This window comes from Rhodococcus sp. 06-235-1A, assembly GCF_002258785.1.
Lineage (GTDB): Bacteria > Actinomycetota > Actinomycetes > Mycobacteriales > Mycobacteriaceae > Rhodococcoides.
Genome location: NZ_NOYI01000014.1, coordinates 23653 through 49265 on the forward strand (window position 1 = coordinate 23653; position 25613 = coordinate 49265).

Here is a 25613-nt window from a genome sequence, read left to right on the forward strand (position 1 = left end):
AATGCCAACCGCAACAATGACAATCGAGAACCTGTCCACGCTCCAGCCGACCAGTCACGTCTACGCGCTGTCCGAGCCCTACGGCTCCGGAGAGGTCACTCACGTCGCGGTCACCGTCGCCACTCTCCCGAACTGTCCGGACGAGGCCATCGTGCTCGCGGCCGACGAGACTGGCGCGATTCGCCAGGCCCCGACGCAGCCGAGCATGTGGGTTTTGCACCGGGCACCGGATCGAACTCACGCAGAAGCGCTGTGGGACATCGGATACGAGGTGGTGGACCCGACATGAGAAAGGTCACTCGCGAACAACTCGTCGAGCTGCTCGCTGCCGGTGCCCCCGATGACGCGATGTGGGTGATGGACGAGACCGGAGCCACTCGCATCGTGCAGGACGTAAGCGACGAGCAGCTGATCGAGATCCGCGCGCGCGATTCCTGGCCGGTCTACCTGATCCGCACGGGCAACGCCGAGAACTTGATCAAACTCCATGGTCTCGACGGCGCGGTGAAACTGCTCAACTTCATGTTCTCGCTCAACCCCGAGCCCGATTCGACCATCGTCCGCGCGGCCGCAATCACCGGACGATTTCTCAACCGCAGACGACGACAGGAGCAGCGATGACTTTCCGAACTATATACGGCAGAACGCATTCCGAGAACGGGTGGCGTAACTGCGACAGCAACGAGTGCATCACCTTGTTCTACGCGGGCAAGCCGGTTCTCGTCAGGTCCGGCGACGCGGCGACGGTTCTGGGGTGGTGGATGGACTGGTACAACGCCAACGTCGAGCCGATCAAGTCGCAGGTGTGGGGCTGGTCTGCGATCAACGACGTCGCATCCTCGAATCACTTGGCCGGTGTCGGCGTCGACCTCAATGCGCCGTGGCACCCGTGGACGGTCGACGCGTCGAAGAACTTCACTCCGGCGCAGATCGCGAAGTGCCGTGAGGGGCTGCGCCTGGCCGAGGGCAATATGTTTTGGGGCCAGGACTGGGGTCGCCGCGATCCGATGCACTGGCAACTCAACTCGGGCACAGCATCCGGCAACGGAGCCTCGCCGAAGCTGGCGGCGTTCGCGCAGAAGATCCGTGACGGCAAGCTCGGCACGGCCGGTCCGGTCTACGTGCCGCCGCCCCCGGCCGCTCCGAGCGGGCGTCCCACGATCCGGATCGGCGCGACCGGACAGGCTGTCCGCGATCTCCAGGCCCGCCTGAACCGGGATTACCCGCGGTACTCGAAGCTCGTCGTCGATGGCGACTTCGGCCCGGCCACGGACAGTGTGGTCCGTGAGTTCCAGGCGCGCGCCCGACTGGTCGTCGACGGCATCGTCGGACCTGCGACGTGGAATGCGTTGGGGCTGTGAACTACCGAGTCCCGTTCCTCGCGGCCGCAGTGATCGTTGCTGCGGGCGCGGCGTTCGTCGCGTACGTGCTCGCGGTCGACATTCAGACCGACGAGCAGACACTCACCGAAAAGTCCTGAACCGCAGGCACAAACAGAAGGGTAAGAATCATGGCTGCATCCGATTCCACAGTCAGCGTCGAGGTAGACCTCGCGAACGTCTCGGTCGACACCAAGGCATTCTGGCTCGACCTCGCCGACCGAGCATCGAAGACGTTCGTGCAGAACGTGCTCATCTTCCTCGGCGCGGGAGCGACGATCCTGTCGGTGTCGTGGCCGGCCGCGTTGTCGTCGGCAGGCCTCGCGACTCTCGCGTCGGTACTGCTGGCCCTGTCGACGGCGACGCTGCTCAGCTCCGGCAACTTCCTGATCGATCTCGCCGACCGTGCCGCGCGCACGTTCACGGGCACGCTCGTCGCAGCGATCCCGGTTGCGGGCGGGTTCGGTGATGTGCAGTGGGACAAGGCATTGACCCTCGCCGGGACCGCTGTCCTGGTCTCGATACTCACCTCGGTAGCCAGCATGAATCTCGGCTCGGCGAAGGGCCTGCCGTCGCTCGCACCGGTCGGGTCGACGATCGTGGATCTCGACGAGGACGAGTACTCCGACATCGCCAGCAACGAGTCGTTCTTCGACTCGAACGACCAGCGCCAGCCGTACGTGCGCTACACCGACGAGCAGAGTCCGGTCGTCGACGACCGTGATGGTGACGTGGCGCAGGGACGCAACACCGAGTCCAGCTGATGGTGCGCCGGGTGTGGCCGAAGATCGAACGCCTCCGGCTCGTCATCACCGAGGACATGGCGTTCGTGCTGCAGCTCAGTTTGCTGGCGGCTGCGGTCAGTCGTGGGATCGATTATGTGCGACTGCCGGTCGACGCCTACCCGGCCACTCTCTCGGACGTTGAGGCGCTGCTGCCGTTCCACGTGTGGGGATGGATCTTCATCGGAGCCGGGGTGGTGGGCCTGATCGGGGTCTACACGCCCCGGCTCCCGCTGGCGGCGCTCGCGCATGGTGTGCTCGCCGCCCTGTTCGTCGGGTTCGCCTACGGAGCCCTCGCGGAGGTGATGGGCAAAGAGGGCTGGTTCGGGTGGCGCACGGCAACGGGCTGGCTGTTCGGCGCGGTCGTCGTGCACGCGGTGCTGTTCAGTGCGAGCAAGACCGCGTTTCGGCGGTCGTGGGACCGGAGGTGTGCTGGTGCCGACTGACATTGCCGCTCTGATCCCCAGCAACCCGTGGCTGATCGGGCTGGTGATCGTCCTCGTCGTCGTCCGCTACGTCGGGCAGATCGTCTCCGAGGTCTCCGAGACCGGCGCGAAGATCTTCGGTCCGCTCGGCAAGCGGTGGCGTGAGCGGGCCGAGCGTGAACGAGCTCGCGAAGCGGCCGACATCGTCGATCTCAAGCGGCAGGTCGACGCGCTCGAACCACGGGTGAAGGCCCTCACCGAAAAGGTCGCTCTCTACGAGGGCTACCTGGAGTATGACGCCACCTGGCACCGCGACGACAGCCTGTATGGCATCTCACAGGGCTGGGTGCGCCGTCCACCGCAGCACCGATCGCTGTACGAGTTCACGCGCGACCGCGAGCGCGACCTCGGCCAGCAGAACTGACACAACGAAACGAGAGGGGACCGGACATGGTCATGGTGAATCTGGAGATCGATCTCGCCGACGTGGGTGGCCGTCCGGTCACCATGGCGCGTGCCGTGAGCGTCTACGCGCCGAAGCAGCGAGGCTCGGCAGTCACGCAGGATCGGGTCACGCTGACCGATCCTGTGTACGTCGATCTGGCAGCCGGGAAGGGCACGGTGCAAGTCGAGCCGGGGCCGCTGGTCGTACAGATCCGCGGCGGTATGACCGACGTGAAACCGAAGACGGTCGTCGTCCCGGACGACGGCCGGACCGAGATCTCGCTCCGCGAGGTACTCGACACGGCGTTCGTCTACGAACCGGCAGTCGTCAACGCGGCGCAGCAGGCCGCTGTGCGCGCCGAGGCTGCGGCTGTGCGAGCCGAGGAAGCCGCAGCCGGGGGCGGTGGTGGAGGCGGGCAGTCGCTCGTGCCCGATCCGAACGACCCCGACACGTTCATCGTCGTCTCCGGTGGAGGCCTCGAACCCGATCCGTCCGATCCGGACACCTTCGAACTTTCCTGAGAGGAACACCTGATGGCACGCTTTCCGACCCTCGGACCGGGTGACAAGGTCCGCGACAAGCACCTTCCCGACCGGCTGACCGAAGAGTCACTCGACTCCAGTTATGCACCCGTTTCTCGCGCGGCGAAGAACCCCGACGAGATCGCAGTCGGAGCGATCACCCGCTCCGCGAACGGCGCAGCCACCGGCTTCTCAGTCGTGTGGGACGACGGCGCGACCGGCGTTTTCGTCGGCACCGAATCGACCACCACTCCCGGCGCGATCGACAGCTACACGGTCACCCACGTCCTCGGTGGCGTGACCACCACCTACACCCAACCTGCCCTCACTCGGAACGCATCCGGCGCAGTGACGGCCCGACCCGCAATGACGGTGAGCTGACAATGGGAATCCTCGACGCACCCGGTGTTTCTCAGACGAAGGTGGACACCACCGTTCTCGCCGAGTCGACCATCACGCCTCGACTCGCAGCGTTTCATCGCCTGATGAAGCGCAAGGTCCGTGACGTCCACTTCCTCGTGCTGAGTGACTCGACCGGCGCGGGACCTACCCGGTTCCCGCGACTGCTCGCGAACTACTTCGCCGCTGCGTACCCCGACTGGACGATCATCTGGGCACCGTGGGACGACGCCACCAAGACCTACCCGGTCGGCAACCGCGTCACCGTGCAGACCGGCACGTCCGGGCGCACGCTGACGATCTGGAATGGCTCGGTATCGGGTGAGGTCATCAACTACGCCAGCGGCAATCGCGATGCCCTCACGGCCGGATTCACGCCGGACATCATCTACTTCAACTACATGCACAACAGCCCGCAGGTCGGTGATGCGTACCGGGCGATCACGGTTCCGATCTACAACCTCTACATCAACAATTTTCCCGGCGCGTGCGTCATCGTCGGCACCCAGAACCCCCGCGCTACCACCGACGCGGCGTACGACCGGGGGCAGACCAACAATCAGGTCAACTTCGAGATGGCCGCGGTCCTCTCCCTGACCTGCGTCGATGTCAACGCAATGTTCCTCGACTACAACGGCAACTACGCGACCGACCTGCTACTTCCTGACGGTCTGCACCCGAACGATTCTGTCGGTTCGCCGCTGTGGGCTGCGACGATCTGGGAGACCATCAAGCCAGGGCGACGCTCAGCCCGCGTCAGTCCACCGGTCGGGATGCCGACCCGGGTGTGGGTACCGGCAGCGAGCTTCACCGCTCTCGACGGCACGCCGCAGCTCGGCAACTACGGAGGCATTCCAGCGTGGGCGCTCGATCCGGCCGTCACCGAGTCCATCGTTGCAGTGATCGACTTCCCCCCGTCTTGGCGCACCATCAGCATCAACGGTTTTTGGATGACCGACGCGGCACAGTCCGGCAATGCACGAATCATCGGTAGTCACCAGTACCTCGGCAACCGAAACGGCATCACGTCCTCGCTGAACCTCGGCACCTGGGCCGATTCGGGTTCGTCCACCCAGTCGCTTCCGAATGCGGCGAAGCGCACGACGGTCGGATCGATCTGGGACCGTACGAGTCTCGGTGGTTTCCCGATGGCGCTCAAGATCGCCAGGCTCGGCGCTGACGCCTTGGATACGATGCCCGCCGACGCCCTTTTCCTCGGCCTACAGGTGATTCAGTCCTACTGAGGTAAAGCGAGGGCCGTCGACACGACCTGCTCCCACAGTTCCTCGCCGGCGCGGCTCGGGTGGAAGCGGTCCGGTTCCAGCAGGGGCGCAAGGTCGGGGGCCTGCTGGAACGCAGTCCACACGTCGATCAGGGCGGGCCGCGCCGCCTCGGACTCGAACTGTTTGCGTAGAGCAGCAACGGTTGCTGCCTGGCGGTCGGCTGCATCGTCGAGACGCGGGTTCTGCAAGATCACGGCAACCGCCGTGTCGGGCAGAGTGCGGCGAACCATCTGCGTGACGCCGCTGACTCCCTGCGAGACATCGGTCTGATTGTGAGCGTGGCTGAACACGACGAAGTTCGGCGTCTCGGGCACGAGCGCATCCCAGTTCGCCTGGGAGTAGACGGTGTTCTTCCCCGCCGCAGAGCCGTTCCAGATCGTGAGCGTCGGTACGCCCCCAGGGCCGAACTTGGATTCTGTCGTGTACTGATTCAGGTCTGGATCCCAGTCGTGGATGAGCACGGATCGTCCGAGCCGTGAAAGGTGCTGCGCGAGGATGTAGACCCATTCGGCTTCGCCGTTACCGGTGGAGTCTCCGACGACGGTCATCACGTAAGGCTCGGGTGCGAGCAGTGCTTGCCCGACTGCCGCCAGGTCGGTCTTGCCGCTGACTGGCGTCACGTCGTCGGGGACTTCATAGCCGACCGATTCGGTGGCTTCCGCTCCCGCAAGTCGGTTCTGGTCGTACGCCAGGCCGACGCCGACGGCGACGACCATCACCAGTCCGAGCACGCCAGCGATGATGAGATTCCGTTTGTGGGGGTCGCTCGGTGCTGACGGGAACGCACGGCCCCGCTTGCTGCTCTTAGCCATGCGCTGCATCATGCCGTACCGCTCGGTCGGGCCGCGATCTGAACGGGTGCATCACAGTGTCGCGATGTACTCCCGCAAGAACTCCGGCGTGACCTTATCCCGGTATCTGTTGATGATCAGTTGCACTTCCTCGGGCAGCTCTGCGAGGTCACCACCATCAAGAACGTGGCGGGCCTGCTTAGCCGTGAGGCCCGCAGCATCGAGGCCCTTGAAGAGAAGGGTGCGGTTGTCTGTCATGCGCAGGGACACTACAGAGTCGACCGATTGAATGACCCCTGCCGAACGGGTGCATAACGCGAGAAATGACTCCTCTGTGCGTTGGGGGATGACCGCGGCGACGGCACTATAACGAGGAGGGTGGCGGCAATTGGGACGAATCTGGAAGGGCTCATGCGCAGAGCCGGGGCCCTACGAGGCGCACTGCACCCAGAACCGATGGCATAGGTACAGCTGCTACGACGCAGGCGAAGACGTCTCGTTCAACGATCGGCAGGACTTCCGTCACGACTGCACCGATCCGGACTGCGACCGTCAGCACTTCACCAACGAAGGGGACTGACTATCGAGCACGGCCGTCGAAGCTGCTGTCTGTGCATTCGGCGGTCATCGCTGGTGTGTAGATCACAGCGTCGCACTCTCGGCAGGCATGAGTGCGGTGGTGGTGAATCTCGCAGGAGCACACCTGCGATCCGACGAGGACGCGCCCTGGTCCGAGACGGTGGCCCCGCGGGCAGAACTTCGGTGCCGGTTCTGCCCATTGGTCGCCACGGCGATACAAGTCCATCCGACAGACGATAAGTACCGACTCCGACACTGCGCTTGGAATCTATGCCCCCACCTCTTCGGAGGTGGGGGTCATTTTTCGTTGGCGGAGCTCTATCCGCCTTGCAGCCAATCGAGCAGTGGACTCTCGCGCGGGGCGAGCCCTGCGGTCCCGCGGCCGGGCATTGCCTGTCGCCGGTCTGGCTCGAAGTCGTCGACGCGAGGCGCGCGAGCTATCGCTGCCTCGAGCGCGTCGAGGAACGGCTCGACGGGTACGGCAGGCACCGTGGCGAAGATGTTCAGGTCGGTGTGGGGTTGCTCGACGGGCTGACCTCTAACGATCAAGTGGACGTAGTGCACGCCCATTGTCGGCGCGAAGGGGCGGTCCACCCCGTCGATCGCGCCGAGTGGAATGGTGCGAGGTGAAGCTCGGCGCTTACGTTTCGAGTGCGCGATTCCTGAGAACTCCAGAATCACGTTTTCGGAGGTGAGCGTGACGGTGCTTCCGGCGATGCCGTTGTAAACCATCGGCACAACAGGCGCGGCCTGCACCTCTGGTCGCCGAAGGCCTGGTCGTCTGCCTGCAACGTATCTCGCCATACCGTTCGCCTCTCCCCATGGTGGTGGAGAGGCGAACGATACCCGGCATGGTTAGACAGTTGCTTCGTTCCGCGAGGCTCGAAACGATGCGCCGAAGTCTTTGACCTCCCCGCTGTTCTGTTCCATGACGGTGATCAGTTGGGCAGGCCGGGCAACTGTTTCGCGCTGCGCTGTCGGGGCGCTGCGGGTGAACAGTAAGTAGGTGAGGTGTGTGACGGCGAGGAGTGACAGCGGCGGGACGGCCGCGACGAGGATGCGTACGGCGAGGGGAAGATCCCCGGTGTAGGTGGCGTGCAACGTGTTCCCGGCAAGTGAGATCGCCGCTCCGGTGGCAAGCAGCGACCAGGCATACCAGCGGTGTTCGTCGAGCGCGACTACAGCGACGGTGGCGACCAGGACCAGGCCGTCGACGATGAGCGGCCATACCCAGGATTGCGAGGTCGGTACGCCGGATCGGTCGGCCAGGTCTCGTAGTGCGGTGAAGCTGAGCCAGAATGCGCCTAGCGCAATGAGTGTCGTGCCGACGATGGAAGCGGCGGATGGAAAGCGTGACATGTGGTCCCCCCTGTAATGGTCTGTTACTGGCAGTGTTCTTCGGACTGCGCAAGCGAGCGTTTTGGCCGGCGTTTGTTCATGGTGCGGAGTCCGGCTCCGAGTTTGTCGACACTCTTCGCGCCACGTCTGACGTTGCCGCCCATGTAGATGGACGTGGTTGCGAGATCCTCGTGTCCCATGGCTTCCTGGATGTCGCGTGGGTCCGCCCCGAGGTCAGCGAGTTTGGTGGCGAATCGGTGACGCAACGTGTGAATTGTGTACGGCAGGCCGACGCCTTTGAGGTGCGCTGAGGCGGCACGCGTGACGCCGTTCGGGGTGAAGGCTTTACCGTCGCTCGGTCGACGGAAGATGCAGCCTTGACGGACCATGAACATCTGTAGCTCGTCGAAGACGTCGGGCGGTACGCGCACGATCCGCTCTTTGCCGCCCTTGCCGTGAACCGTGAGAAATGCTCCCCCGTTGTCGGCCTCCCGGAAGTCGCCCCGAGCCACCTTTGAGATCTCGGAGGCGCGCAGGCCGCAGTATCCGGCGAGCAAGAACCAGCCGTACAGCTGCGCGTCGTACTGGCTGGTGATCAGAGCGACCTCCAGATCCTTCTCGGGGATCGGACGCGGCAGACGGCGCTTGATGCGGGGCATCACGAGGTCTCTCGCCACGTCGCGGTCGAGTAGACCAGTGTCGTGTGCCCATGCATAGAACGCGCTCACGTGGGAGCTGTATGTCTGCACGCTCGACGCGCACACACGGAGACTGCACTGCCAACGCTCGAGGTCTTCCTCGGTGGCGTCGAGCAGCGGCTTGCCGAGAAACTGTGAGAGGCGGACTAGCTGGCCTCGACGGTGCGTGATGGTCGATTCTTGGGAGTTGCGACGCTTCAAGTAGCTGACATGTTTAACGATGCTTGAATCGGTCATGTCTCCACCTTTAGTTGAAGTCAAGACCGACACGCCGGTTTTCACCGAATATTTCCGTGATCGACCGGCAGCGACGTGCGGGGCCCTGACGTGCGCTTTTTACCCAGGATCCGCACGTTACGAGGAACATACTTCGGAGTAAGGTCGGCTCGCATGGCGAACTACATCGTGACCGGCGGTACCGGGTTTCTCGGGAAGAACGTCCTACCCCGATTGCTGGAGCGTGATACGAACTCCGTTGTCCACGTGCTGGTACGTCCGAACTCGGTGGCTCGCCTGGAACGACTGGCACAGCAACTCGACGGCGGCGATCGAATTCACCCGCTGGTCGGCGATCTCACCGAGCCGGAACTCGGACTCACCAAGGTGCCGTCCGACATCGGCCACATCCTCCATCTCGGGGCCGTCTACGACCTGACCGCAGGGGACGAGCAGGCACCGACCAATGTCGCCGGAACCGCCTCGGTGATTCGTCTCGCCGAGAAGACCGGCGCTCGGCTGCACCACATCTCGTCGATCGCCGTTGCCGGAGACTACCGAGGAACGTTCTCCGAGAACGATTTCGACCTCGGCCAGAGATTCCCGACGGCCTACCACCGCACCAAGTTCGAGTCCGAGAAATCGGTCCGCGACAGCACCGTGGACTGGCGGGTCTACCGGCCTGCCGCGATCATCGGCCACTCGGAGACCGGAGCCATCGACAAGATCGACGGGCCGTACTACTTCTTCCCGTTCTTCGCCCAACTGGCCAAGCTGCCTTCCGTACTGCCGATCACGGTGCCGAAGATGGGTGCTACCAACCTGGTTCCGGTCGACTACGTCGCTGACGCCATCGTCGAACTCGTACATCGAGACACCTCTCCCGGCAGCGTGTTCCATCTGGTCAATCCAACGCCTCAGTCGATGGCAGAGGTCTACGCCGCGTTCTCGTCGGCGGCCGGATCTCACGCGAGAATCGTCGACGTACCCGGGGCGCTGGTCGCTCCGGTCGTCTCCCCCAAGTCCAGGGCGGTACGAAAGCAGCGCAACGCCGCCCTCCGTGATCTCGGCGTCCCACCGGTCATGCTCGACCACCTGACATTGCCCACCGTGTTCGAGTCGGCAACAACCCAGAAAGCGTTGCAGGGCAGCTCGATTACGCCGCCGCCACTGCGTACGTACGCAGATCGCGTGTGGACGTACTGGCAGAAGAACTTCGATCCGAAGCGCAACCGCCGGAACGACCCACGCGGGCCGTTGTTCGGCCGTCACATCGTCGTCACCGGTGGCTCGTCCGGCATCGGCCGAGCCAGCGCCGAAGCAGCTGCCCGCAAGGGCGCGGTGGTCATTCTGCTCGCGCGCGGTCAGGATCAACTCGACGAGGTGGTCGAGCACATCCGTGAATCGGGCGGCACCGCATACGGTTACCCGTGCGATGTCACCGACAGCGAATCGGTGGATCAGACCGTGAAAACCGTTCTGAGCGAACACGGTCATGTCGACATGCTGGTGAACAGCGCCGGTCGATCCATCCGCCGGTCGCTCTATCGATCCACCGATCGGTTGCACGACTACGAACGCACCATGGCCGTCAATTACTTCGGGGCGATTCGATTGGTATTGGCGTTGCTGCCACATATGCGCGAACGTCAATTCGGGCACGTGGTCAATATCTCCAGCGCCGCGGTCCTGGGACACCCTCCTCGGTTCTCGGCCTACGTGGCCAGCAAGGCCGCGCTCGACGGCTTCACCGATGTTGCTGCCGCAGAAACACTCTCGGACGGAATCACCTACACCACCATCCACATGCCCCTGGTGGACACCCCGATGATCACCCCGACGGGTGACAAGAACGTCGGCCCTGTGTTCTCACCCGAAAAGGCCGGGGCGATGGTGATCCGCGCTCTGAGCGACAAGCCCAAACGCATCGATACACCACTGGGAACGCTCGGACAGTTCGGAGCCATCTTCGCCCCCAAAGGCAAAGACCGCACCATGCACCAGCACTACCGCACGTTCGCCGAATCCGCTGCCGCCAAAGGCGAGGCGGCGACACCCATCGAGGACGGGACGGTGCCCTACCGAGTCCGCCCATACGATCCGAAAGCTCCGACCGCACGCATCGGCAAAGTTGTCCGCCGTGTCGGCAGATTGGTGCCCGGCACGAGCTGGTGACGTGCCGGTCCCAGGTACCGCCAGTGTCCACAATTTCCATTCGCGATCGCGATCCCGTGTGTGGTCGCACAGAGTGGACACTCACGGTGGTGGCTATCGGGGGGCCACTGCGGTCCAGAAAGTCCAGCGATCGCGTTCGATCAACTCACCGGGGGTCAGGCGACCACGCAGATACTCGACCAGTGAGGCGAGTTCGACGTCGGAAAGTTCGTGCAGGATGGAGCGCCCAGTTCTGCCGGCGATCTCTGTCAGGTATTGCTCGCGATTTCCGTAGCGTCGACGAGTTTCCCAGAGTGGTTGCGTAGCAACATCGGTGAATCCTGCCCGAGCGAATGCGCCCTGTACGTCGTCGACGCCGTGTCGTCGCCGAGACTCGATGTCCGCCAATCGGGGAAACGCGTCGAAGAGGTATCCGCGCGGATTCGTCGGCGATCCTGCCAGTGTTGCATCCTCGCTCGTCCGATCCTGGACGATCGCGATACCACCCGGGCGCAGTAGCCGGAACATCTCTGTTGCCAGGGCGGATGCGTCGGACAGATGGTGGACGAGCGCGCGAGCGAACACGATATCTGCCAGGCGGTCGGGCAGGCCGGTGCGCTCGGCGGGTGCACACTCGAACACGATGTCCGCGGGCGACGATCGGCGGGCTGACTCCAGGATCGGTGTACTCGAATCGACAGCTGTGACATGCGCTCCCAGCGTGCGCCACGCACGCGCGTAGGTGCCCCCGCCGCACCCGAGATCGACGACGTGCGCGCCGACCGGATCGACGATATCGGTGATCGCGGCAACCCAGGAAGGGTCGGCCTCGCGGCCGGAATAGGTGTCGCCGTTGGCTGGATCTGCGAAGTCGATGGGCATACGGACAAGTACACCGAGCGTGGTTGCCGGTCGCCACCATTTAGTGTGGGACTACATGCTCGCACTTCACCTCCGAGCCGCCGACCTGGCGGAAACCTCGTTGACCGTCTCGCCGCTGTTCGAGACGGTCCTGAGCCTGCGTGCCTGGACCTCGCCGAATCGGCACCGTCTGCACGAGCCGTGGCGTCGACGTGTCCTGACGGCATGGCAGCAGTGTGACACCGAGATGCTGACCGCGTTGGTCTCTCCCGACGGCAGAATCCCGGACTTTCTCGCTCCCCGTCCGCCCACCGAATCCCCGGCCTTCGACGACGAGATCGCAGTTGTCGGGGCGACACCGGCAGTGGAGGTGCGACGCGATGTCTCCGCCGCTTTCTCCGCCGACGTTCCCTCGATCCTCAGCGGCCCGGCTCGAGCGGTGCGCACCCGTACGGTCCAGGCTCTCTCGCAGTATTGGGCCACGTGCCTCCAACCCGACTGGGCCCGGATCCGCGCGGTCCTGGACGGTGATGTGGACTACCGAGCACAACAGCTCTCGCACTTCGGGGCACGGAAGATGTTCGAGCACCTCGATTCCCGAGTTCGATGGGACGACGGTGTGCTGTGGGTCGATCGGCTGGAGGACCAGGTGTGGGTCGACGTCGACGGACGTGGACTTCCACTGATTCCGTCGGTCTTCGTGCACGGCGCGATCACTCAGATCAGCCCGACACGGGCTCCGTCTCTGGTGTATCCGGCCCGCGGGCGCGGCGCAGTGTGGAACATGGCACGGACAGCTCCGAACCGAGCGCTGATCAATCTTCTCGGCACCCAACGCGCAACGATTCTCACTCTGCTCGACGCGCCCACCACTACCGGGGAACTCGCTGCCGCACTGGGCGTTTCACCCAGCGCAGCGAGTCAGCATCTTCGCGTTCTGCGCGAAGCCGCAGCGGTGCGACGCGTCAGACAGGGACGATCGGTGCTGTACGTACGCACTCCCCTCGGGGAGGATTTGGTCGAACGACAGGGGTAGGGCTGTCGCGAGGTTCAGCGCAGTAGCGCCCTTCCCCACACGCGCAGAAATCCCTGACCGAGGTACGTCAGTGAGCCGATTGCCAGTATCCATTTGACGGTGCTGACCACGGTGGTAGCGCGGACGACGGTGTCGGTGATCTGTTCTCGGTTGTCCACCAGCATCAGTCCGACGATGTTCTCGATGTAGTCACCGGCAGCGGAGGCCACAGGTGCGACGGCCAGTGCCGTCGTCGCCGCAGGGCTCAGCGGCGTCTTGGCTGCGAGGCTCCTCGCACCCGCACGCAGCGCGATGGCATAGATCGCTGGATGCACGAAGTCCGGAAAATAGTGGCTGCGGAACCGGGCGATTTCGGTCTGATCCATGCTGGCGAGGATCTGCCGATAACGCTGGGCGGACCACGCCGTCTGCACGGCAAGTACTTTCGGGGCTGCGGGGCCGAGCAGCCGGGCAATGTTGGCCTGGGATACGACGAACAGTGCCGACCAGCTCAGCATTCTGCGATCGAGCGCACTCGGAGTCATGTCCGTGAACCCTAGTGTGTGAGGAACGGGAGGACGATGGCCTCGAACGCCGAGTAGCCGTCCCGATGGATGCTGTGTCCGGTGCGAAACGCCTCGACGCGGCAGGTCGGAATCTCGGCGACCATCGCGTCCAGTCGATCCGGATCGACCATTCCTCCCGGACCTCCTCGAAGCACCAACGTCGGAGCCGTGATGTCGGCCAACGACTCCCACCACTGTGGATTGGGCCGACGGAACTGCTCGAGAGCAGTGGCGGTCATCGACCGATCGAACGCGAGGACCGCACGGGGATGCAGAACGACACTGGTCGCGGCGTGCCAGAGCTCGGTGACCGACGGCATCCTGCCGGTCAGCGTCGGAGGGGCGTCCCCCGGCCGGATCGGTATCGGAAGTTCCTCGAGTACCAGACGCCGAACGAGCTGCGGGCGACGTTGTGCGACGAGCGAGACCGCGTATCCGCCCAGGGAATGCCCGACGAGATCGATTTCGGTGAGCCCGAGGTGATCGACCAGGGCCAGCAGGTCTGCCCCGAAGGAATCGAACTGGTACGTGGACGTGTGCGCGCTCTTGCCGTGTCCGCGCAGGTCGACGGTGATCACTCGGCGACCGTGCGTGGTCAGTGCGCGGGTGAACCGATCCCAGGTTGTGCTGTCACCGCCCATGCCGTGCACCAGCATCACCGGTGCCGAATCCGAGTTCGCATGCCCCAGCGGGGTGAACGATCGATAGGCGATGTCGACACCATCGAGGTCGACCGTCTTCGACATCATCTGCATTCCCTCGACGGTAGCGGTGCCGCTATTCGTAGATTCCCTCCACCCGCCACCGACCCTCGTCGAACACCAGCAGTAAGGCCCTTTCGTCGTCGAGCACCACCTGGGCCCGCGCCGTCGGCCCCCTCGATACGTGTCCGCTGTCCCACCACCGCTCGTCCACCGGCCACGGTCCGGCCAGACCCGTCAGTTCCCATTCCTTGGTTCCCCAGCGCAATCGTGTCGGTGGCGCGTCGAACACACCGCGGTCGGTGACGCCGATTCCCGAGCCCGCCCGATTCATCAGCGTCACCGTCGGACGGGTCTCTATCACTGCCGCCGGAGCAGGCTCGGGTAACCGTCCGGGCCAGGGATGGGATGGATCGGACATCGGTACCAACTCGTCTCCGAGAGGACGGAGCGTGATCCGTTCGGCCGGCCCGCGTCCACCACTGAGCACACCACCGAGGACCGATTCGCCACCGAGCAGACCCTGTACACGCACCAATGCCCGACGCGCTCTCTCGTCCTCGTCGCCGACACTGCCCCACAATCCCAGTTGCAGCTCCCCTGCTGCCACCACTTCGATCGGTTCGAGCCGCAGCACGGTGATCGCGGACGTCGGCTTGTTCTCGCTGCGCCCGGTGATCCAGCCGTCCAATTGCCATCGCACACGATCGGCTGTTCCCTCCGGCGTCAACGGCTCGGCGCAGCGCCAGATCCGCGACAGATTCTCGCCGTTGCCGGTACTGGCATGCACCAGCAGCCGAGTACATGCAACGGCAGCGGCAGCAAGCTTGGTGTGCAACTGCTCGGCCAATCCGCGGCCGGCGAATGCAGCGGCGTCGACCCGATCGATCGGCGGATCGCACCGGTACTCCACATCGAGATCCGGCGGTAGCGCCCGGGCCGAGGGCGGACGCTCGGGCTCGCCCCGAGCACTGCGATGCGCCAGCACCGCATCGGTACCGAACCGGGACGCGACATCGCCCGGAGACAGCGCAGCGAAGTCGCCGATGGTTCGTAAACCCAAGCGCCGCAACAGGTCCACCAGCTCACCGCGATCGGCAGCGGACATGCTCGGTTCGGCCGAGAGTTCTGCCACCGGCAACGGCGCGAGAAAGCCTGCACCGCCACCGCGAGGCACCACCTGCGCATACCGCGCGGCAACGACTGCAGTGGACAACTCGTCGGCGATACCGATCTGACACTCCACACCGGCAGCCGATGCTTGGTCTATCAACCGTTCCGCAGCCCGATGCTCGGTACCGAAATACCGTCCGACACCGCGGGCAGAGAGAACCAACAGACCCGGCCGCAGCACTTCGACTCCCGGCGCGATGGCGGCGACGGCCGAAACCACGGGCTCGAACAGTCGCGCATCACGATCGGTATCGGCGAGAGCGACATGCACATCCGGGCACCGCGCCTGCGCTTCCCGACGCCGCAGGCCACGCTTGATACCCGACGCACGTGCCGTCGCCGAGCACGCGACGACCCGATTGGCCGAGGTGACGACCACCGGATGCGTCGCAGGCAGATCGGCCTGAGCCGCTGCTGCAACGGCGGGCCAATCGGGACACCATAGAGCCAGTACACGGCTGGAACGATCGATGCTCATGTCGAGACCGCGATCGACAATGGATTCTGCTCCTGCTGTTCGGCATGCCACTCGATGCGGCCGTTCTCCGAACGCAGGTCGAGTCGAACGGTGCGTGGCCGCATCGCCTTGCCACGTGCGCACACCGACAATCGAACGCCGCGGAGCCGGCCGCGCCCCAGTTCCCGACCCGTACCGAGACCGTCGTAACCGTGCACCGATGCGTCGAGACGTAGTTCTGCGCCGCCCCAATGTCCATCGGTCACCAGCAGCGTCGATCCTTTGCTCCGTGCCCTGGCCACCACCGCCCTGGCCCGAGTGGGCGATACGGACATGCCACCGAGGCCGAGAACGACGAGGTCGACACCGTCGAGCAGGATTGCCGCCACTTCCACCGGGTCGGGCCCAGGATCGGGAATCAGAGCCAGTTTGCTCAGCTGTGCACCCATCTCCACCGCGGCGAGAATTCCGAAACGAGGCTGCCCGACGACGGCGACATGCCCACCGGAAGCGGTCACTGCAGCCACCAAACCGATCAGCAGCGAGCCTGCACCGGACACCGAGGCCACCGTTCCACGCACCAACCCACCGTGTGGCAGCACCTCGACCAGCGCGGACGGCACCGGAAGAACCGCCCGCTGACGGACCGCGCGTACCGGCTCGGCCTCGCCGAAATCGGAGCGAACGGGGACGGGGACGGGGTCGGAATTCTCGATGCGCACCGACGCCGTTTCGCCCCGAGACGGCACGGCAGCCATCCGGCTACGCAGCAACGCGACGCGCTCCGGCAGCGACAACCCGTCGAGCACATCAGGCGTGACAGAAGCTCCCGATACAGTCATGTCACTCCCCTTCGCGGTGCAAGAAAATCGAGTCGAAACATCGGTGCTCGACGAACGCGGGAAGTGGCGTATTCGAACACAGTTTCGATCTGCACTCAGTAAAGCCGCTCGGACGGCAACTCGTCAAGGTGATGCCGAAGCCGCTGGTAGATGCCCCCGTTCCGCGGCCGCAGGCACGTCCCGCCATCGTCAACTAACCTGTGGACGTGACAGATCAGCAGCGTGTTCGACGGGGCGTCGGACCCGACTACCTCCTGGCCGGAAGATACCGCCTTGCCGGCAAACTCGGTGGTGGCGGAATGGGCGCAGTATGGCTCGCCACCGACACACTTCTGCATCGCCAGGTGGCCGTCAAACAGGTCACATCCACCACTGCACTGAGCCCTCAGCAAGCCGTCGAGGTGCGCAATCGGGCCATGCGCGAGGGTCGCATCGCTGCCCGGCTCTCGAGCCCGCACGCCATCGCGATGCACGACGTCGCTCTGGTCGACGGAGAGCCATGGTTGGTCATGGAATACCTGTCCTCGCGCAGTCTCGCGCAGGCACTCGGCACCACCGATTCGCTGCCACCGTTCGAGGTCGCCCAGATCGGAGCGCAGATCGCCGACGCACTGACCGAGGCACACGAGGCAGGAATAGTGCACCGCGACATCAAGCCGGGCAACATTCTGATCGCCGATCGCGGCAAGGATTTAGGCATCGTCAAGATCAGCGATTTCGGTATCTCCCGAGCCAAGGGCGACGTCGAAGAGTCCGATGACAGCGTGATCACCGGCACCCCTGCATATTTCGCACCCGAGGTCGCACGCGGGCAGGATCCCACCGCAGCCAGCGACGTGTTCTCCCTCGGGGCAACGCTGTACACCGCCATCGAAGGCAAGCCACCGTTCGACATCGATCACGATTCGATCGCACTGCTGCACCGAGTCGCCAAGGGGCAGATCATCGCTCCCACCCGCAGCGGAGATCTCACCGGACCGCTACTGCACATGCTCGAGCCCGATCCTGCCCGGCGTCCCACCATGGCGCAGGCCCGCGACGAGATCATTCTCGGTGCGATCAGCAAGCGCGGCACCATAGCTCAGCTACGCGGCGTCCCTCTGACGTCCGCGGACGGTGTCGTTCCGGCATGGGCGAGACGCTCGACACCGGTGTCCGAATCTCGCCGTCCGTCCCGAGAATTCGGCAGCACCGTCGCCGGCCTACCCGCCGTGCAACCCGGTGAGAGCGCAGCGAATCCGGTTCCTTCGACCTACTCTCCCCCACCGTTCGACGTGCCGCGGAAGAAAAAGAACCCGATCGACGACGTCCTGATGCGCATCGAGGACATCATCGGCGACCGAACCTCGATGCCGTCGACCGTCGTCCTCGCGGCACTCGTGCTCGCCGTCGTGATCGTTCTGTTTCTGGTGATCGCCCTTCTGCTGTAGTCGAGCACTCAACGCGACTCGTGCACGATGATCGCTATCTGAACCCTGTTGCTGCACTCCAGTTTCGTCAGAATCCGTGAGACGTAGGTCTTCACGGTAGCGACACTCATGTACAGCTCCGCACTGATCTCCGCGTTGGACTTTCCCGATCCGACGGCAACGGCCACCTCACGTTCGCGATCGGACAGCGCATCGAGCAGCGCCCGCGCACGTTCGGTGGCGGCATCGTGCGATCGGGCATCCTGCTCGCGCCAGTGCGCAACCAAGCGTCCGACGGCCGTCGGCGACAGCATCGACTCTCCGGATCCGACGCGATGCACCGCGTCGATGATGTCCCGCGGCGGAGTGTCCTTGAGCAAGAACCCGTTTGCGCCCGCCCGCAGTGCCCGCAGCAGATACTCGTCGGTGTCGAAGGTGGTCAACACCAGTATCGCCGCTGTAATTCCTTCTGCGCGAAGCATTTCGGTGGCCGCGAGTCCGTCCACCACCGGCATCCGCACATCCATCAGAACCACGTCGGGAGACAGCGCGTGCACTGCCTCCATTCCGCTGCGCCCGTCCGACGCCTCACCGACCACCGTGATACCCGGATCCGAACTCAAGATCAGCGACAACCCCGCCCGCACCAACGCGTCGTCGTCGACCAGCAACACCTCGAGCACATCGGCTGCCTCGAGATCATCGGTCAGTTCGGGCACGGTAACCACGCTTCCAAACGGTAGACCACTCCGACGCTGCTACGGGCGATACCGTACTCGATTCGTCCGCCTGCCAGCTCGATTCGCTCGGTGAGGCCGATCATCCCCGAGCGAGAACCGGGGACTGTAGCGAATCTCTCTGCACTGATACCGTTTTCGAGCCACACCCTGATCTCGCTGCCCGTCGGAGCAATTCCGCAGCGAACCGGTAAACCCGGCGCATGCTTTCTCGCATTGGTGAGCCCCTCCTGAATGACACGGTGAACGGTGCGAGAGGCCGAGGCAGGCAGCGTGAGGTCCGCGGGCATCTCGTCGAGAAACGTCACCTGCGTACCGGCTTTCTCCGAATCCTCGATCAGCGCAGCTATATCGTCCACACCCGGTTGTGGACGCGGCACGTTCACGTCGCCCGATCGGAGTACTCCCAGTATCTCCCGCAGATCCTCCAGGGCACCGTGCGCATTGGATCTGATGGTCGACGCGAGTGCTTCGACCTCCCGCGCACCGACATCCGGCCGGACCTCGAGCGCACCCGCATGAAGACTGACCAACGAGATCCGATGTGCGAGAGCGTCGTGCATCTCCCGTGCGATCCGCTCACGTTCGAGTCCGCGAACGGTCTCGGCTCGCAGATTCGACTCCGACTCTGCTCGTTCGGCCCGCTCACGTAGCGAATCGATCACCTCGCGACGCGACTTGACGACGATGCCCCATGCCGCCGGGATACTCAGAAAGGCAAGGCTGGTCATCGCGACGTACAGGATCGACTGCTCGGCCCACACGGTCGTCCAGATCATCGACGCCAGCACGTGCAGAACCACCACCGCAGAGGTGACCCGCCACGACTTTCGAGAAGCCACCGTGAAGACGGCCACCAATTCGGCACCGCCCACTGCATCGGTGAGAACAGCACACACAGCCAGCGCTACGGCGATCTCGATCGGCCACCTGCGACGCCACCACAGCAGCACGGCACCGAGAACGCCCACGACGATCGAGACGACCGTTCGGGTGGTGGTCATACCCTCGGTGCCTGCGGCTACCGACAGCACCAGCAACAGCGCGAACGCGATGGCGGCGACATCCCATGCGCGTTCTCGATGCCGTCGCAGCACAGTCATGATCCGACCGTCACGATCGAACCAGGGGGCGCCAGTACTGGCTGGTCTTCTTGTCGCGCACTACTACGCCGAGTCTGTCCAGCTCCGAACGCAATTCGCGTGCATCGGAACCCGCCTTCTTCTTCAGTGCCATGTCCCGAGCTTTGAGCACCGCATTCACCTCCGGTGCCAGACCCGGAGTCTCGGGCACCCACAGGTGATAGAGATCGTCATGGGGATCACCGGGCACAACCGAGTAGCCCCGCTCCTCGAATGCCGCCTCGATCGCCTCACGCTTCTCCTCGCTCGGCACCCGCACCAACTGACGCGACGCCGCGTCGAGCAATACCAATTCCTTGCCGTCGACGAACACCGTGCTTACCTGCGATCCGGACACGGTGACGGTCTCGCCCCTCTCGGTGATGCGTACGACTGCCTCCGACACCGCCACTCGTGCCGTGTCGTAGAACGCGGCGGCCACCAACGCCAGCCCGAGCAGTACCCCCACCCCGATGCAGACGTACCGCACCCACCACTGCGACCACGACGCGATCAATTCCAACGGACCCTGGAACGGTATCCAGGTGAGCGACGCTCCCCACTCCGCCACGTACGGCACCGCGAATCCCAGCAACCCACCGATCATCACGGCACCGGCGATCAGGAAGAGCCGATCGCCGCGGGAGAACCACAGCACCGCCGGTGGCGTCTCCCCGAGCATCTTGTCGTCCATACCCTCACGGTATCGAGTGTGGGAGCTGGTACCCAGTCATCGAAAGTCGACACTTCTCCGACTTTCGACGACAGGAGCACTCGATCAGCCGAGAACCGGCATCACCAGTGTCGTCAGAGCGCCGTCGACCGCGGAACGCACCAGCATCGGGTGATCCGGTGCAGCGATATCGAGCATCAGGTCGGGTCCGACAGCCGACTCGACGGCCGCCTGCAGAACGGCCGCGTCGAAGAACACCACGCTCTCCGAACCGGTGACCTGTGCGGGGATCGCAACACCACCGACCCGGACGCCGTTCGGTCCGGCCTCGATCCGAAGGGTGCCGCCGCCGAGCGGAACGAAATCTCGTTGCAGCACAACCCTCGTCACGGTCGGAGCCAATCCGTCCATGATCGTCCGCCAATCGGGGAACTCGCCGTCGACCGGATCCACCGTTGCCCGAGCACCGTCGGAGTCGATCACCATCGAGTCGTCGGTTGCCGTGAGCACGAGGGTGCCGGTTGCGGTCACCGACCCGAGGGAGCCGACCGATGCGATTCTCGACCAGGCTGCGCCGGGCGAGCACTGCGCGACAAGACTGCGCGTGGAGAGTCGATACCGATCCGTCGCAGTGAGCGTGACGCTGCTGCCGTCCACCTCGATCAGCACGCCTCGCAACACCGGGAAGTCGTCACTCGTCCCGGCCGCCGACGAGACCTGCGCTACGGCCGAGGCAAATTCGGCAACAGATACCGTTGCAGTGCAATACGTTTCGTCGAACAACCGGCGGATCGACACCGCAGCCTCGGCTGCCGCGCGCGCATGCGCGGCAAGGTCCTCGACATGTCGATCCACGATCTCGACCGCTGCAGCTCCGTCGCCGTCGAGAGCGGACGCCACCTTGTCGAGCGGCATACCGATCTCGCGCAATTGTCGAATGATGTTCGCCCGCTTCGACTGTGCACGGGTGTAGTAGCGGTAACCGGACTTCGCGTCGATGGATGCCGGCACGAGCAACCCACAGTCGTCGTAGAAGCGAAGGGCACTGGGAGTGAGCCCGCTGGTGCGAGCGAACACACCGATGGTCAGGAATTCTTCGTCCGAATCAGTCATGGTGAAATCCTGAGGCTTCGGGTTGGTCGAAGGTCAAGCGTGATCGGGATGGCTAGTCGATCCGGCGCTTGTGCGCCCACCGAGTGAGCGCGTTCCTGTTGGACTGCTGGGTCTTTCGGAGAACATTCGATGCATGCGTCTCGACTGTCTTGACCGAGATGAACAGATCCTCGGCGATCTCGCGGTAGGTGTAGCCACGCGCCAACAACCGCAGCACCTCGAGTTCACGGGGCGTCAGCGAATCGAGTTCCGGATCCAGCGGTGGCTCAGGAACGGCGCTGCGACCGGTGAACGAGTCGAGGACGAATCCGGCCAGACGCGGGCTGAAGACGGCGTCTCCCCCGGCGACGCGTCGAACACCGTCGGCGAGCTCCGCGCCGGAGATGGTCTTGGTGACATAACCCCTGGCCCCGGCGCGGATCACGGCAATGACGTCCTCGGCCGCGTCGGACACACTCAGAGCCAGACACACCGGCCCCTCGGCGATGCGATTCAGTACGGCAACGCCACCGCCGTCGGGCATGTGCACGTCGAGCAACACCACATCGGGCTTCGTCGAGTCGATTCCCGATACCGCGTCGGCGACGCCTCCAGCTTCTCCGACGACGTCGATGTCCACCTCACGGCCGAGCTCGGCCCGCACGCCGGAGCGGAACACCGCGTGGTCGTCGACCAGAAAAACGCGGAAGGGGTCGGTCACGTCGGCTGCTCCTGATGATCGGGTTCGGACGGTTCGGGGGTGACGGTACTGCCGTTGCGGGGCATGAAGATGCGCACTTCGGTTCCCTTGCCGACGGTCGACCGTACCTGGACCGTGCCGCCCCGACGTTCGATACGACCCCGAATGGACTTCGCAAGGCCCCGTCGATCCTCGGGGACCTCGGATTCGTCGAATCCGATACCGCGGTCGCGCACGAAGATACTGACCTGTTCCGGTTCGGTTTCCGCATAGAGATCGATATTGGTCTCACCGGAATGCTTGGCTGCGTTGACCAGTGCCTCTCGCGTGGCACCCAGCAGTGCAGTGAAACTCTCTCTGGACAGGCCGGACTCCACGTCGTCGGGCAGCAGGTGCACGTCACCGACCGTGATGGGCCTGACGGTCACTCCGTGCTGATCCTCGACCTCGCCCGAGATGGTCCCGAGCGCGTCGGACAAGCTGGAGTTGTCGGTGGAGCCGCCGTCGAACAACCATCTGCGGAGTTCCCGCTCTTGCCCGCGGGCCAACCGCATCACCTCCTGAGGCCGATCTGACTGCTTCTGGATCAACGCAAGCGTCTGCAACACCGAATCGTGCAGGTGCGACGCGATTTCCTCGCGTTCGTCGTTGCGAATGCGTGCAGATCGCTCTGCACCGAGCGCCCGCCACATTCGCAACCAGATGGGTACGGTCAGCAAGCCGACGCCGACGAGGGTGACCACCACCGCCAGCAGAGACGATCGCAGTGCGGCCAGGTCGACGCGGGCGAGCACCACCACCCCCAATCCCAGGACGATCAACGTTGCTCCGCCGACCACCCGCGCCCAACTCAACACGGTCGGATGCTTGGGGAGCCCGAGAGCCGTTCGCGGACCCTCCGAATCGAATTCGCGCCACACCAGGGCGGCACCGACCACCACGACGATCACCGGCACGATGACCGACGCCGCAGTGCCGCTGAGCAGCCACGCAAGACCCACTGCCAGGCCGAGACCGATGGCCGCCAACCCCAACGCTCGCTGACGTTCCGCGGCACTCGGGTGGGCCGTGTCGTCGCCCGCAGGCGTGAACATCCAGATCAGGCCGTAAGCGGCGATGCCGGCACCGGCGGACGCGGCGAGCAGTGCAAATGCGACCCGAACCTTGAACACGTCGACGCCGAGATGGTCGGCGAGCCCGCCCGCGACGCCGCCTACGATACGTCCGCCCCCGCGTCGCTGATAGGGGGCAGGAGCGGAGCCTGCAGGAGTGACCGGAAAAGCGGGACCGGAGCCTGCAGAAGCGACCGGAAAGGCAGGAGCGGACCCTGCAGGAGTGACCGGAAAAGCAGGAGCGGAGCCTGCAGGAGCGACCGGAAAGGCAGGAGCGGTCGCCGGCGCGTCGCCGGCCACGGGTGGTGTGGTGCGGGCGGCGTCAACGGGTGGATTGTCGACAGGGTGCACGCCTTCGATCCTGGCACGGATTCGGTGGTTGTCGCATCAGGGTTCGCCCTGATGTTTCGCAGGTCCATCGAGGTGTGGCCGAGTTCGGGGGTGAAGATCAGGGGTATCCCTGATGTGTTTCGTGGTCCAGGTCGCCACGATTGTTGTCATGAGCAACGTGACCGTCTCGGATCAACTTCAGCAGATGTGGCGCACTCGTCCGCACCGCTTGCCGCAGCGCGGGCATGTGGCGGGTGTCGCAGCCGGTATCGGCTATCGCTACGACGTCGACCCCGTTCTGATTCGGATCGCGTTCGTCGTGTCCACCTTGTTCGGCGGTACCGGCATCGTGCTGTACCTGGCGGCGTGGCTGGTGCTCAGCCGGGCCGGTGAGGCAGCGTCGGGCGTGGAGTCACTGGTCGGCCGAGGCAACAGTTCCGACTCGACCACCAAGATGGTGGTCGTTGCGGTGGCGTTGGTGATCGCGCTGTCGACGATCGGCCCTGTGGGTGTCGGACTCGGTGGGTCGGGGTTGATCTCACTGCTGGCCATGTTCGGCGGCCTGTGGTTGCTGCATCAGCGTTGCCCGGAACCTCCGCCGTACATGCGGACGGCGGAGTTCTCCCGAAACCAGTACGCACCTTCGCCTTTCGGCTCGTACTCCACGTCGGCGGAGCAGTGGACGGCGGCACAGTATCGGCCGCCGCAGTTCCAGCACGAGCGCTACACCCCGTACACGACGTTGCCGAAGAGTTACGTTCCGACACCGAAGACCACCGAGGACTCCACCAGCGAGGACTCCGATGCCGCGCAGACGGTGAACCTGAGCAAGAGAACCGAGTCCATCGAAAAACCGACCGCTACACCCACCGTGACGCCTCCGTCGTGGGATCCGCTCGGTGTGGCACCGTTCGCCTGGGATCTTCCCGAACCTGCCGGTACCTTTCCGCCGGCGGCCATCGATCGCAAGCGCCGGTCCCGATGGACGGCAAGCTTTCTCGGCTTGGCTCTTCTCGCTGCTGCCCTCACCGCGGCGGTAGGTGCGGCCACCGGCGGAGACTGGGCATCACCGGGCCGCGTCGGAGCAGTCGCTCTGGCAGTGATCGCGGTGGGACTCGTCCTGGGCGCGTTCCTGCGCAAGGGCTACGGACTGTTGGTGGTCGCTGCGCCCTTGGCGGGATTCGTCGTCCTGGCATCGGCGGTCGGGCCGGTGGACCTGGACAACAGCACATCCGGATCCCAGCGGATCGCTCCGCTCACCGTCGCCGACCTTGCGCCCACCTATGACGTCGGTCTCGGTGAGCTGACGCTCGACCTCACGGGCCTCGACCTCACCGAGAACCGCACCATCGAGATCGATGTGGCGCTGGGTAGTGCGGTCGTGACGGTACCGAACACGATGAACCTCGACACCAAGTGCGACACCGTCCTGGGCTCGGCCGAATGCGGCTCCCCCGGTCTGCGGATCGGAAGTGCCGCTCGACCCGACGCACCGGTGCTGACCATCGAGGGTGATGTGGCACTCGGAGACTTGAAAGTGGTGCACCAGTGAAGAAGAACAAGACCGATCGCCGCGGCCACGACTACGGCGACAGCGATTCCGACACCGAAACGCAGAACTCGAATCGCCGGGGACCGTCGGCGCTGCTGTTGCTCGCCGGACTGATCGCCATGGTCGTGTCGGTCGCGGCCATCATCGGCCAGGGCGCGATCGCGGCCCTGGGCGACGTCCAGTTCCGCTGGGTGTTCGTCGTCGCTGCGGTGGTCGTAGGCCTAGTGCTTCTACTGGGGCCCAGCAGAAAAAGCTGAGTCCC

31 protein-coding genes are annotated in these 25613 nt (G+C 64.6%); 15 read left to right on the forward strand and 16 right to left on the reverse strand.

Annotation, left to right across the window (positions count from 1 at the left end; all coding sequences use genetic code 11):
* The first annotated feature begins 1 nt into the window (after nt 1).
* From CH275_RS16030 to CH275_RS16070, 10 genes are read left to right on the forward strand one after another with little or no spacing between them, the layout of a single operon-like run.
* A complete protein-coding gene (locus CH275_RS16030; protein WP_143546785.1) occupies nt 2-289 on the forward strand; it encodes a hypothetical protein in 288 nt (95 codons plus the stop codon).
* Nucleotides 286-621 carry a hypothetical protein gene (locus CH275_RS16035; protein ID WP_094679345.1) on the forward strand — a complete coding sequence of 112 codons (336 nt, stop codon included), beginning with the start codon at nt 286-288 and terminating at the stop codon, nt 619-621. Before CH275_RS16030 ends, CH275_RS16035 begins: the two co-directional genes overlap by 4 nt.
* A complete protein-coding gene (locus CH275_RS29785) occupies nt 618-1361 on the forward strand; it encodes a peptidoglycan-binding domain-containing protein (protein ID WP_094679346.1) in 744 nt (247 codons plus the stop codon). The genes CH275_RS16035 and CH275_RS29785 overlap by 4 nt, the downstream gene beginning before the upstream one ends.
* The gene (locus CH275_RS30015; protein ID WP_256991057.1) at nt 1358-1480 is read left to right on the forward strand and encodes a hypothetical protein; all 123 of its coding nucleotides are present in this window, start codon (nt 1358-1360) and stop codon (nt 1478-1480) included. The genes CH275_RS29785 and CH275_RS30015 overlap by 4 nt, the downstream gene beginning before the upstream one ends.
* A 30-nt stretch (nt 1481-1510) precedes the next feature.
* On the forward strand, nt 1511-2143 hold the full coding sequence (locus CH275_RS16045; protein ID WP_094679347.1) for a holin: 633 nt from the start codon (nt 1511-1513) through the stop codon (nt 2141-2143).
* 11 nt (nt 2144-2154) lie between these two features.
* Nucleotides 2155-2607, forward strand: coding sequence for a hypothetical protein (locus tag CH275_RS16050; protein ID WP_218828798.1), 453 nt, complete (start codon nt 2155-2157; stop codon nt 2605-2607).
* Nucleotides 2597-3010 carry a hypothetical protein gene (locus CH275_RS16055; RefSeq protein WP_143546786.1) on the forward strand — a complete coding sequence of 138 codons (414 nt, stop codon included), beginning with the start codon at nt 2597-2599 and terminating at the stop codon, nt 3008-3010. The genes CH275_RS16050 and CH275_RS16055 overlap by 11 nt, the downstream gene beginning before the upstream one ends.
* A gap of 26 nt (nt 3011-3036) precedes the next feature.
* Nucleotides 3037-3552, forward strand: a complete 516-nt coding sequence (locus CH275_RS16060; protein WP_094679350.1) for a hypothetical protein — start codon at nt 3037-3039, stop codon at nt 3550-3552.
* Between the two features lie 12 nt (nt 3553-3564).
* Entirely contained in the window at nt 3565-3933 is a 369-nt protein-coding gene (locus CH275_RS16065) for a hypothetical protein (protein WP_094679351.1), read from the forward strand.
* Between the two features lie 2 nt (nt 3934-3935).
* Nucleotides 3936-5195 carry an SGNH/GDSL hydrolase family protein gene (locus tag CH275_RS16070; protein WP_094679352.1) on the forward strand — a complete coding sequence of 420 codons (1260 nt, stop codon included), beginning with the start codon at nt 3936-3938 and terminating at the stop codon, nt 5193-5195.
* Here CH275_RS16070 and CH275_RS16075 read toward each other — a convergent pair.
* The 5 genes from CH275_RS16075 to CH275_RS16095 all read right to left on the reverse strand — a co-directional run bounded on the left by CH275_RS16075 (nt 5189) and on the right by CH275_RS16095 (nt 8877).
* The gene (locus tag CH275_RS16075) at nt 5189-6046 is read right to left on the reverse strand and encodes an SGNH/GDSL hydrolase family protein (RefSeq protein ID WP_143546787.1); all 858 of its coding nucleotides are present in this window, start codon (nt 6044-6046) and stop codon (nt 5189-5191) included. The two genes, CH275_RS16070 and CH275_RS16075, sit on opposite strands and share 7 nt — an antisense overlap.
* A 51-nt stretch (nt 6047-6097) precedes the next feature.
* On the reverse strand, nt 6098-6283 hold the full coding sequence (locus CH275_RS16080) for a hypothetical protein (RefSeq protein WP_094679354.1): 186 nt from the start codon (nt 6281-6283) through the stop codon (nt 6098-6100).
* 639 nt (nt 6284-6922) lie between these two features.
* On the reverse strand, nt 6923-7336 hold the full coding sequence (locus CH275_RS16085; RefSeq protein ID WP_094679355.1) for a DUF4429 domain-containing protein: 414 nt from the start codon (nt 7334-7336) through the stop codon (nt 6923-6925).
* 123 nt (nt 7337-7459) lie between these two features.
* Nucleotides 7460-7963: a DUF2637 domain-containing protein gene (locus tag CH275_RS16090; protein WP_094679356.1), complete on the reverse strand. Its 504-nt coding sequence runs from the start codon at nt 7961-7963 to the stop codon at nt 7460-7462.
* A gap of 23 nt (nt 7964-7986) precedes the next feature.
* Nucleotides 7987-8877, reverse strand: coding sequence for a tyrosine-type recombinase/integrase (locus CH275_RS16095; RefSeq protein WP_094679357.1), 891 nt, complete (start codon nt 8875-8877; stop codon nt 7987-7989).
* A gap of 153 nt (nt 8878-9030) precedes the next feature.
* Between CH275_RS16095 and CH275_RS16100 the strand changes: the two genes are divergently transcribed.
* Nucleotides 9031-11031 (forward strand): SDR family oxidoreductase, encoded by a 2001-nt coding sequence (locus CH275_RS16100; RefSeq protein WP_094679358.1) that lies wholly within the window; start codon nt 9031-9033, stop codon nt 11029-11031.
* A 93-nt stretch (nt 11032-11124) separates the two neighbouring features.
* On the opposite strand, the gene CH275_RS16105 is transcribed toward CH275_RS16100, so the two are convergent.
* Nucleotides 11125-11892, reverse strand: a complete 768-nt coding sequence (locus CH275_RS16105) for a class I SAM-dependent methyltransferase (RefSeq protein WP_094679359.1) — start codon at nt 11890-11892, stop codon at nt 11125-11127.
* Nucleotides 11893-11947: 55 nt separating this feature from the next.
* Between CH275_RS16105 and CH275_RS16110 the strand changes: the two genes are divergently transcribed.
* Complete coding sequence (locus CH275_RS16110) at nt 11948-12907, forward strand: ArsR/SmtB family transcription factor (RefSeq protein ID WP_179276174.1); 960 nt, start codon at nt 11948-11950, stop codon at nt 12905-12907.
* A 14-nt stretch (nt 12908-12921) separates the two neighbouring features.
* Here CH275_RS16110 and CH275_RS16115 read toward each other — a convergent pair whose 3' ends face one another.
* The 4 genes from CH275_RS16115 to CH275_RS16130 are packed head-to-tail and all read right to left on the reverse strand — an operon-like array spanning nt 12922 to nt 16625.
* Complete coding sequence (locus tag CH275_RS16115; RefSeq protein WP_094679361.1) at nt 12922-13431, reverse strand: hypothetical protein; 510 nt, start codon at nt 13429-13431, stop codon at nt 12922-12924.
* A gap of 11 nt (nt 13432-13442) precedes the next feature.
* Nucleotides 13443-14207, reverse strand: coding sequence for an alpha/beta fold hydrolase (locus CH275_RS16120; protein ID WP_373453718.1), 765 nt, complete (start codon nt 14205-14207; stop codon nt 13443-13445).
* Nucleotides 14208-14229: 22 nt separating this feature from the next.
* Entirely contained in the window at nt 14230-15804 is a 1575-nt protein-coding gene (locus tag CH275_RS16125; protein WP_094679362.1) for a DNA polymerase Y family protein, read from the reverse strand.
* Entirely contained in the window at nt 15801-16625 is an 825-nt protein-coding gene (locus CH275_RS16130) for a hypothetical protein (RefSeq protein ID WP_094679363.1), read from the reverse strand. Before CH275_RS16130 ends, CH275_RS16125 begins: the two co-directional genes overlap by 4 nt.
* A gap of 206 nt (nt 16626-16831) precedes the next feature.
* On the opposite strand from CH275_RS16130, the gene CH275_RS16135 reads away from it, so the two are divergent.
* Nucleotides 16832-18055, forward strand: a complete 1224-nt coding sequence (locus CH275_RS16135; protein ID WP_256991058.1) for a serine/threonine-protein kinase — start codon at nt 16832-16834, stop codon at nt 18053-18055.
* 8 nt (nt 18056-18063) lie between these two features.
* On the opposite strand, the gene CH275_RS16140 is transcribed toward CH275_RS16135, so the two are convergent.
* From CH275_RS16140 to CH275_RS16165, 6 genes are all read right to left on the reverse strand, one after another.
* Nucleotides 18064-18753 carry a response regulator transcription factor gene (locus tag CH275_RS16140; protein WP_256991059.1) on the reverse strand — a complete coding sequence of 230 codons (690 nt, stop codon included), beginning with the start codon at nt 18751-18753 and terminating at the stop codon, nt 18064-18066.
* Entirely contained in the window at nt 18741-19874 is a 1134-nt protein-coding gene (locus tag CH275_RS16145; protein ID WP_094679365.1) for a sensor histidine kinase, read from the reverse strand. Before CH275_RS16145 ends, CH275_RS16140 begins: the two co-directional genes overlap by 13 nt.
* A gap of 10 nt (nt 19875-19884) precedes the next feature.
* Nucleotides 19885-20586, reverse strand: coding sequence for a YqeB family protein (locus tag CH275_RS16150; protein ID WP_256991060.1), 702 nt, complete (start codon nt 20584-20586; stop codon nt 19885-19887).
* Nucleotides 20587-20670: 84 nt separating this feature from the next.
* Nucleotides 20671-21678: a MerR family transcriptional regulator gene (locus tag CH275_RS16155; RefSeq protein WP_094679366.1), complete on the reverse strand. Its 1008-nt coding sequence runs from the start codon at nt 21676-21678 to the stop codon at nt 20671-20673.
* 52 nt (nt 21679-21730) lie between these two features.
* On the reverse strand, nt 21731-22378 hold the full coding sequence (locus tag CH275_RS16160) for a response regulator (RefSeq protein WP_094679367.1): 648 nt from the start codon (nt 22376-22378) through the stop codon (nt 21731-21733).
* Nucleotides 22375-23820 (reverse strand): PspC domain-containing protein, encoded by a 1446-nt coding sequence (locus tag CH275_RS16165; protein ID WP_094679368.1) that lies wholly within the window; start codon nt 23818-23820, stop codon nt 22375-22377. Before CH275_RS16165 ends, CH275_RS16160 begins: the two co-directional genes overlap by 4 nt.
* Nucleotides 23821-23968: 148 nt before the next feature.
* Between CH275_RS16165 and CH275_RS16170 the strand changes: the two genes are divergently transcribed.
* Both CH275_RS16170 and CH275_RS16175 read left to right on the forward strand, forming a co-directional pair.
* A complete protein-coding gene (locus CH275_RS16170) occupies nt 23969-25351 on the forward strand; it encodes a PspC domain-containing protein (RefSeq protein WP_256991061.1) in 1383 nt (460 codons plus the stop codon).
* A complete protein-coding gene (locus tag CH275_RS16175; RefSeq protein ID WP_094679370.1) occupies nt 25348-25608 on the forward strand; it encodes a hypothetical protein in 261 nt (86 codons plus the stop codon). The genes CH275_RS16170 and CH275_RS16175 overlap by 4 nt, the downstream gene beginning before the upstream one ends.
* Nucleotides 25609-25613: the final 5 nt, after the last annotated feature.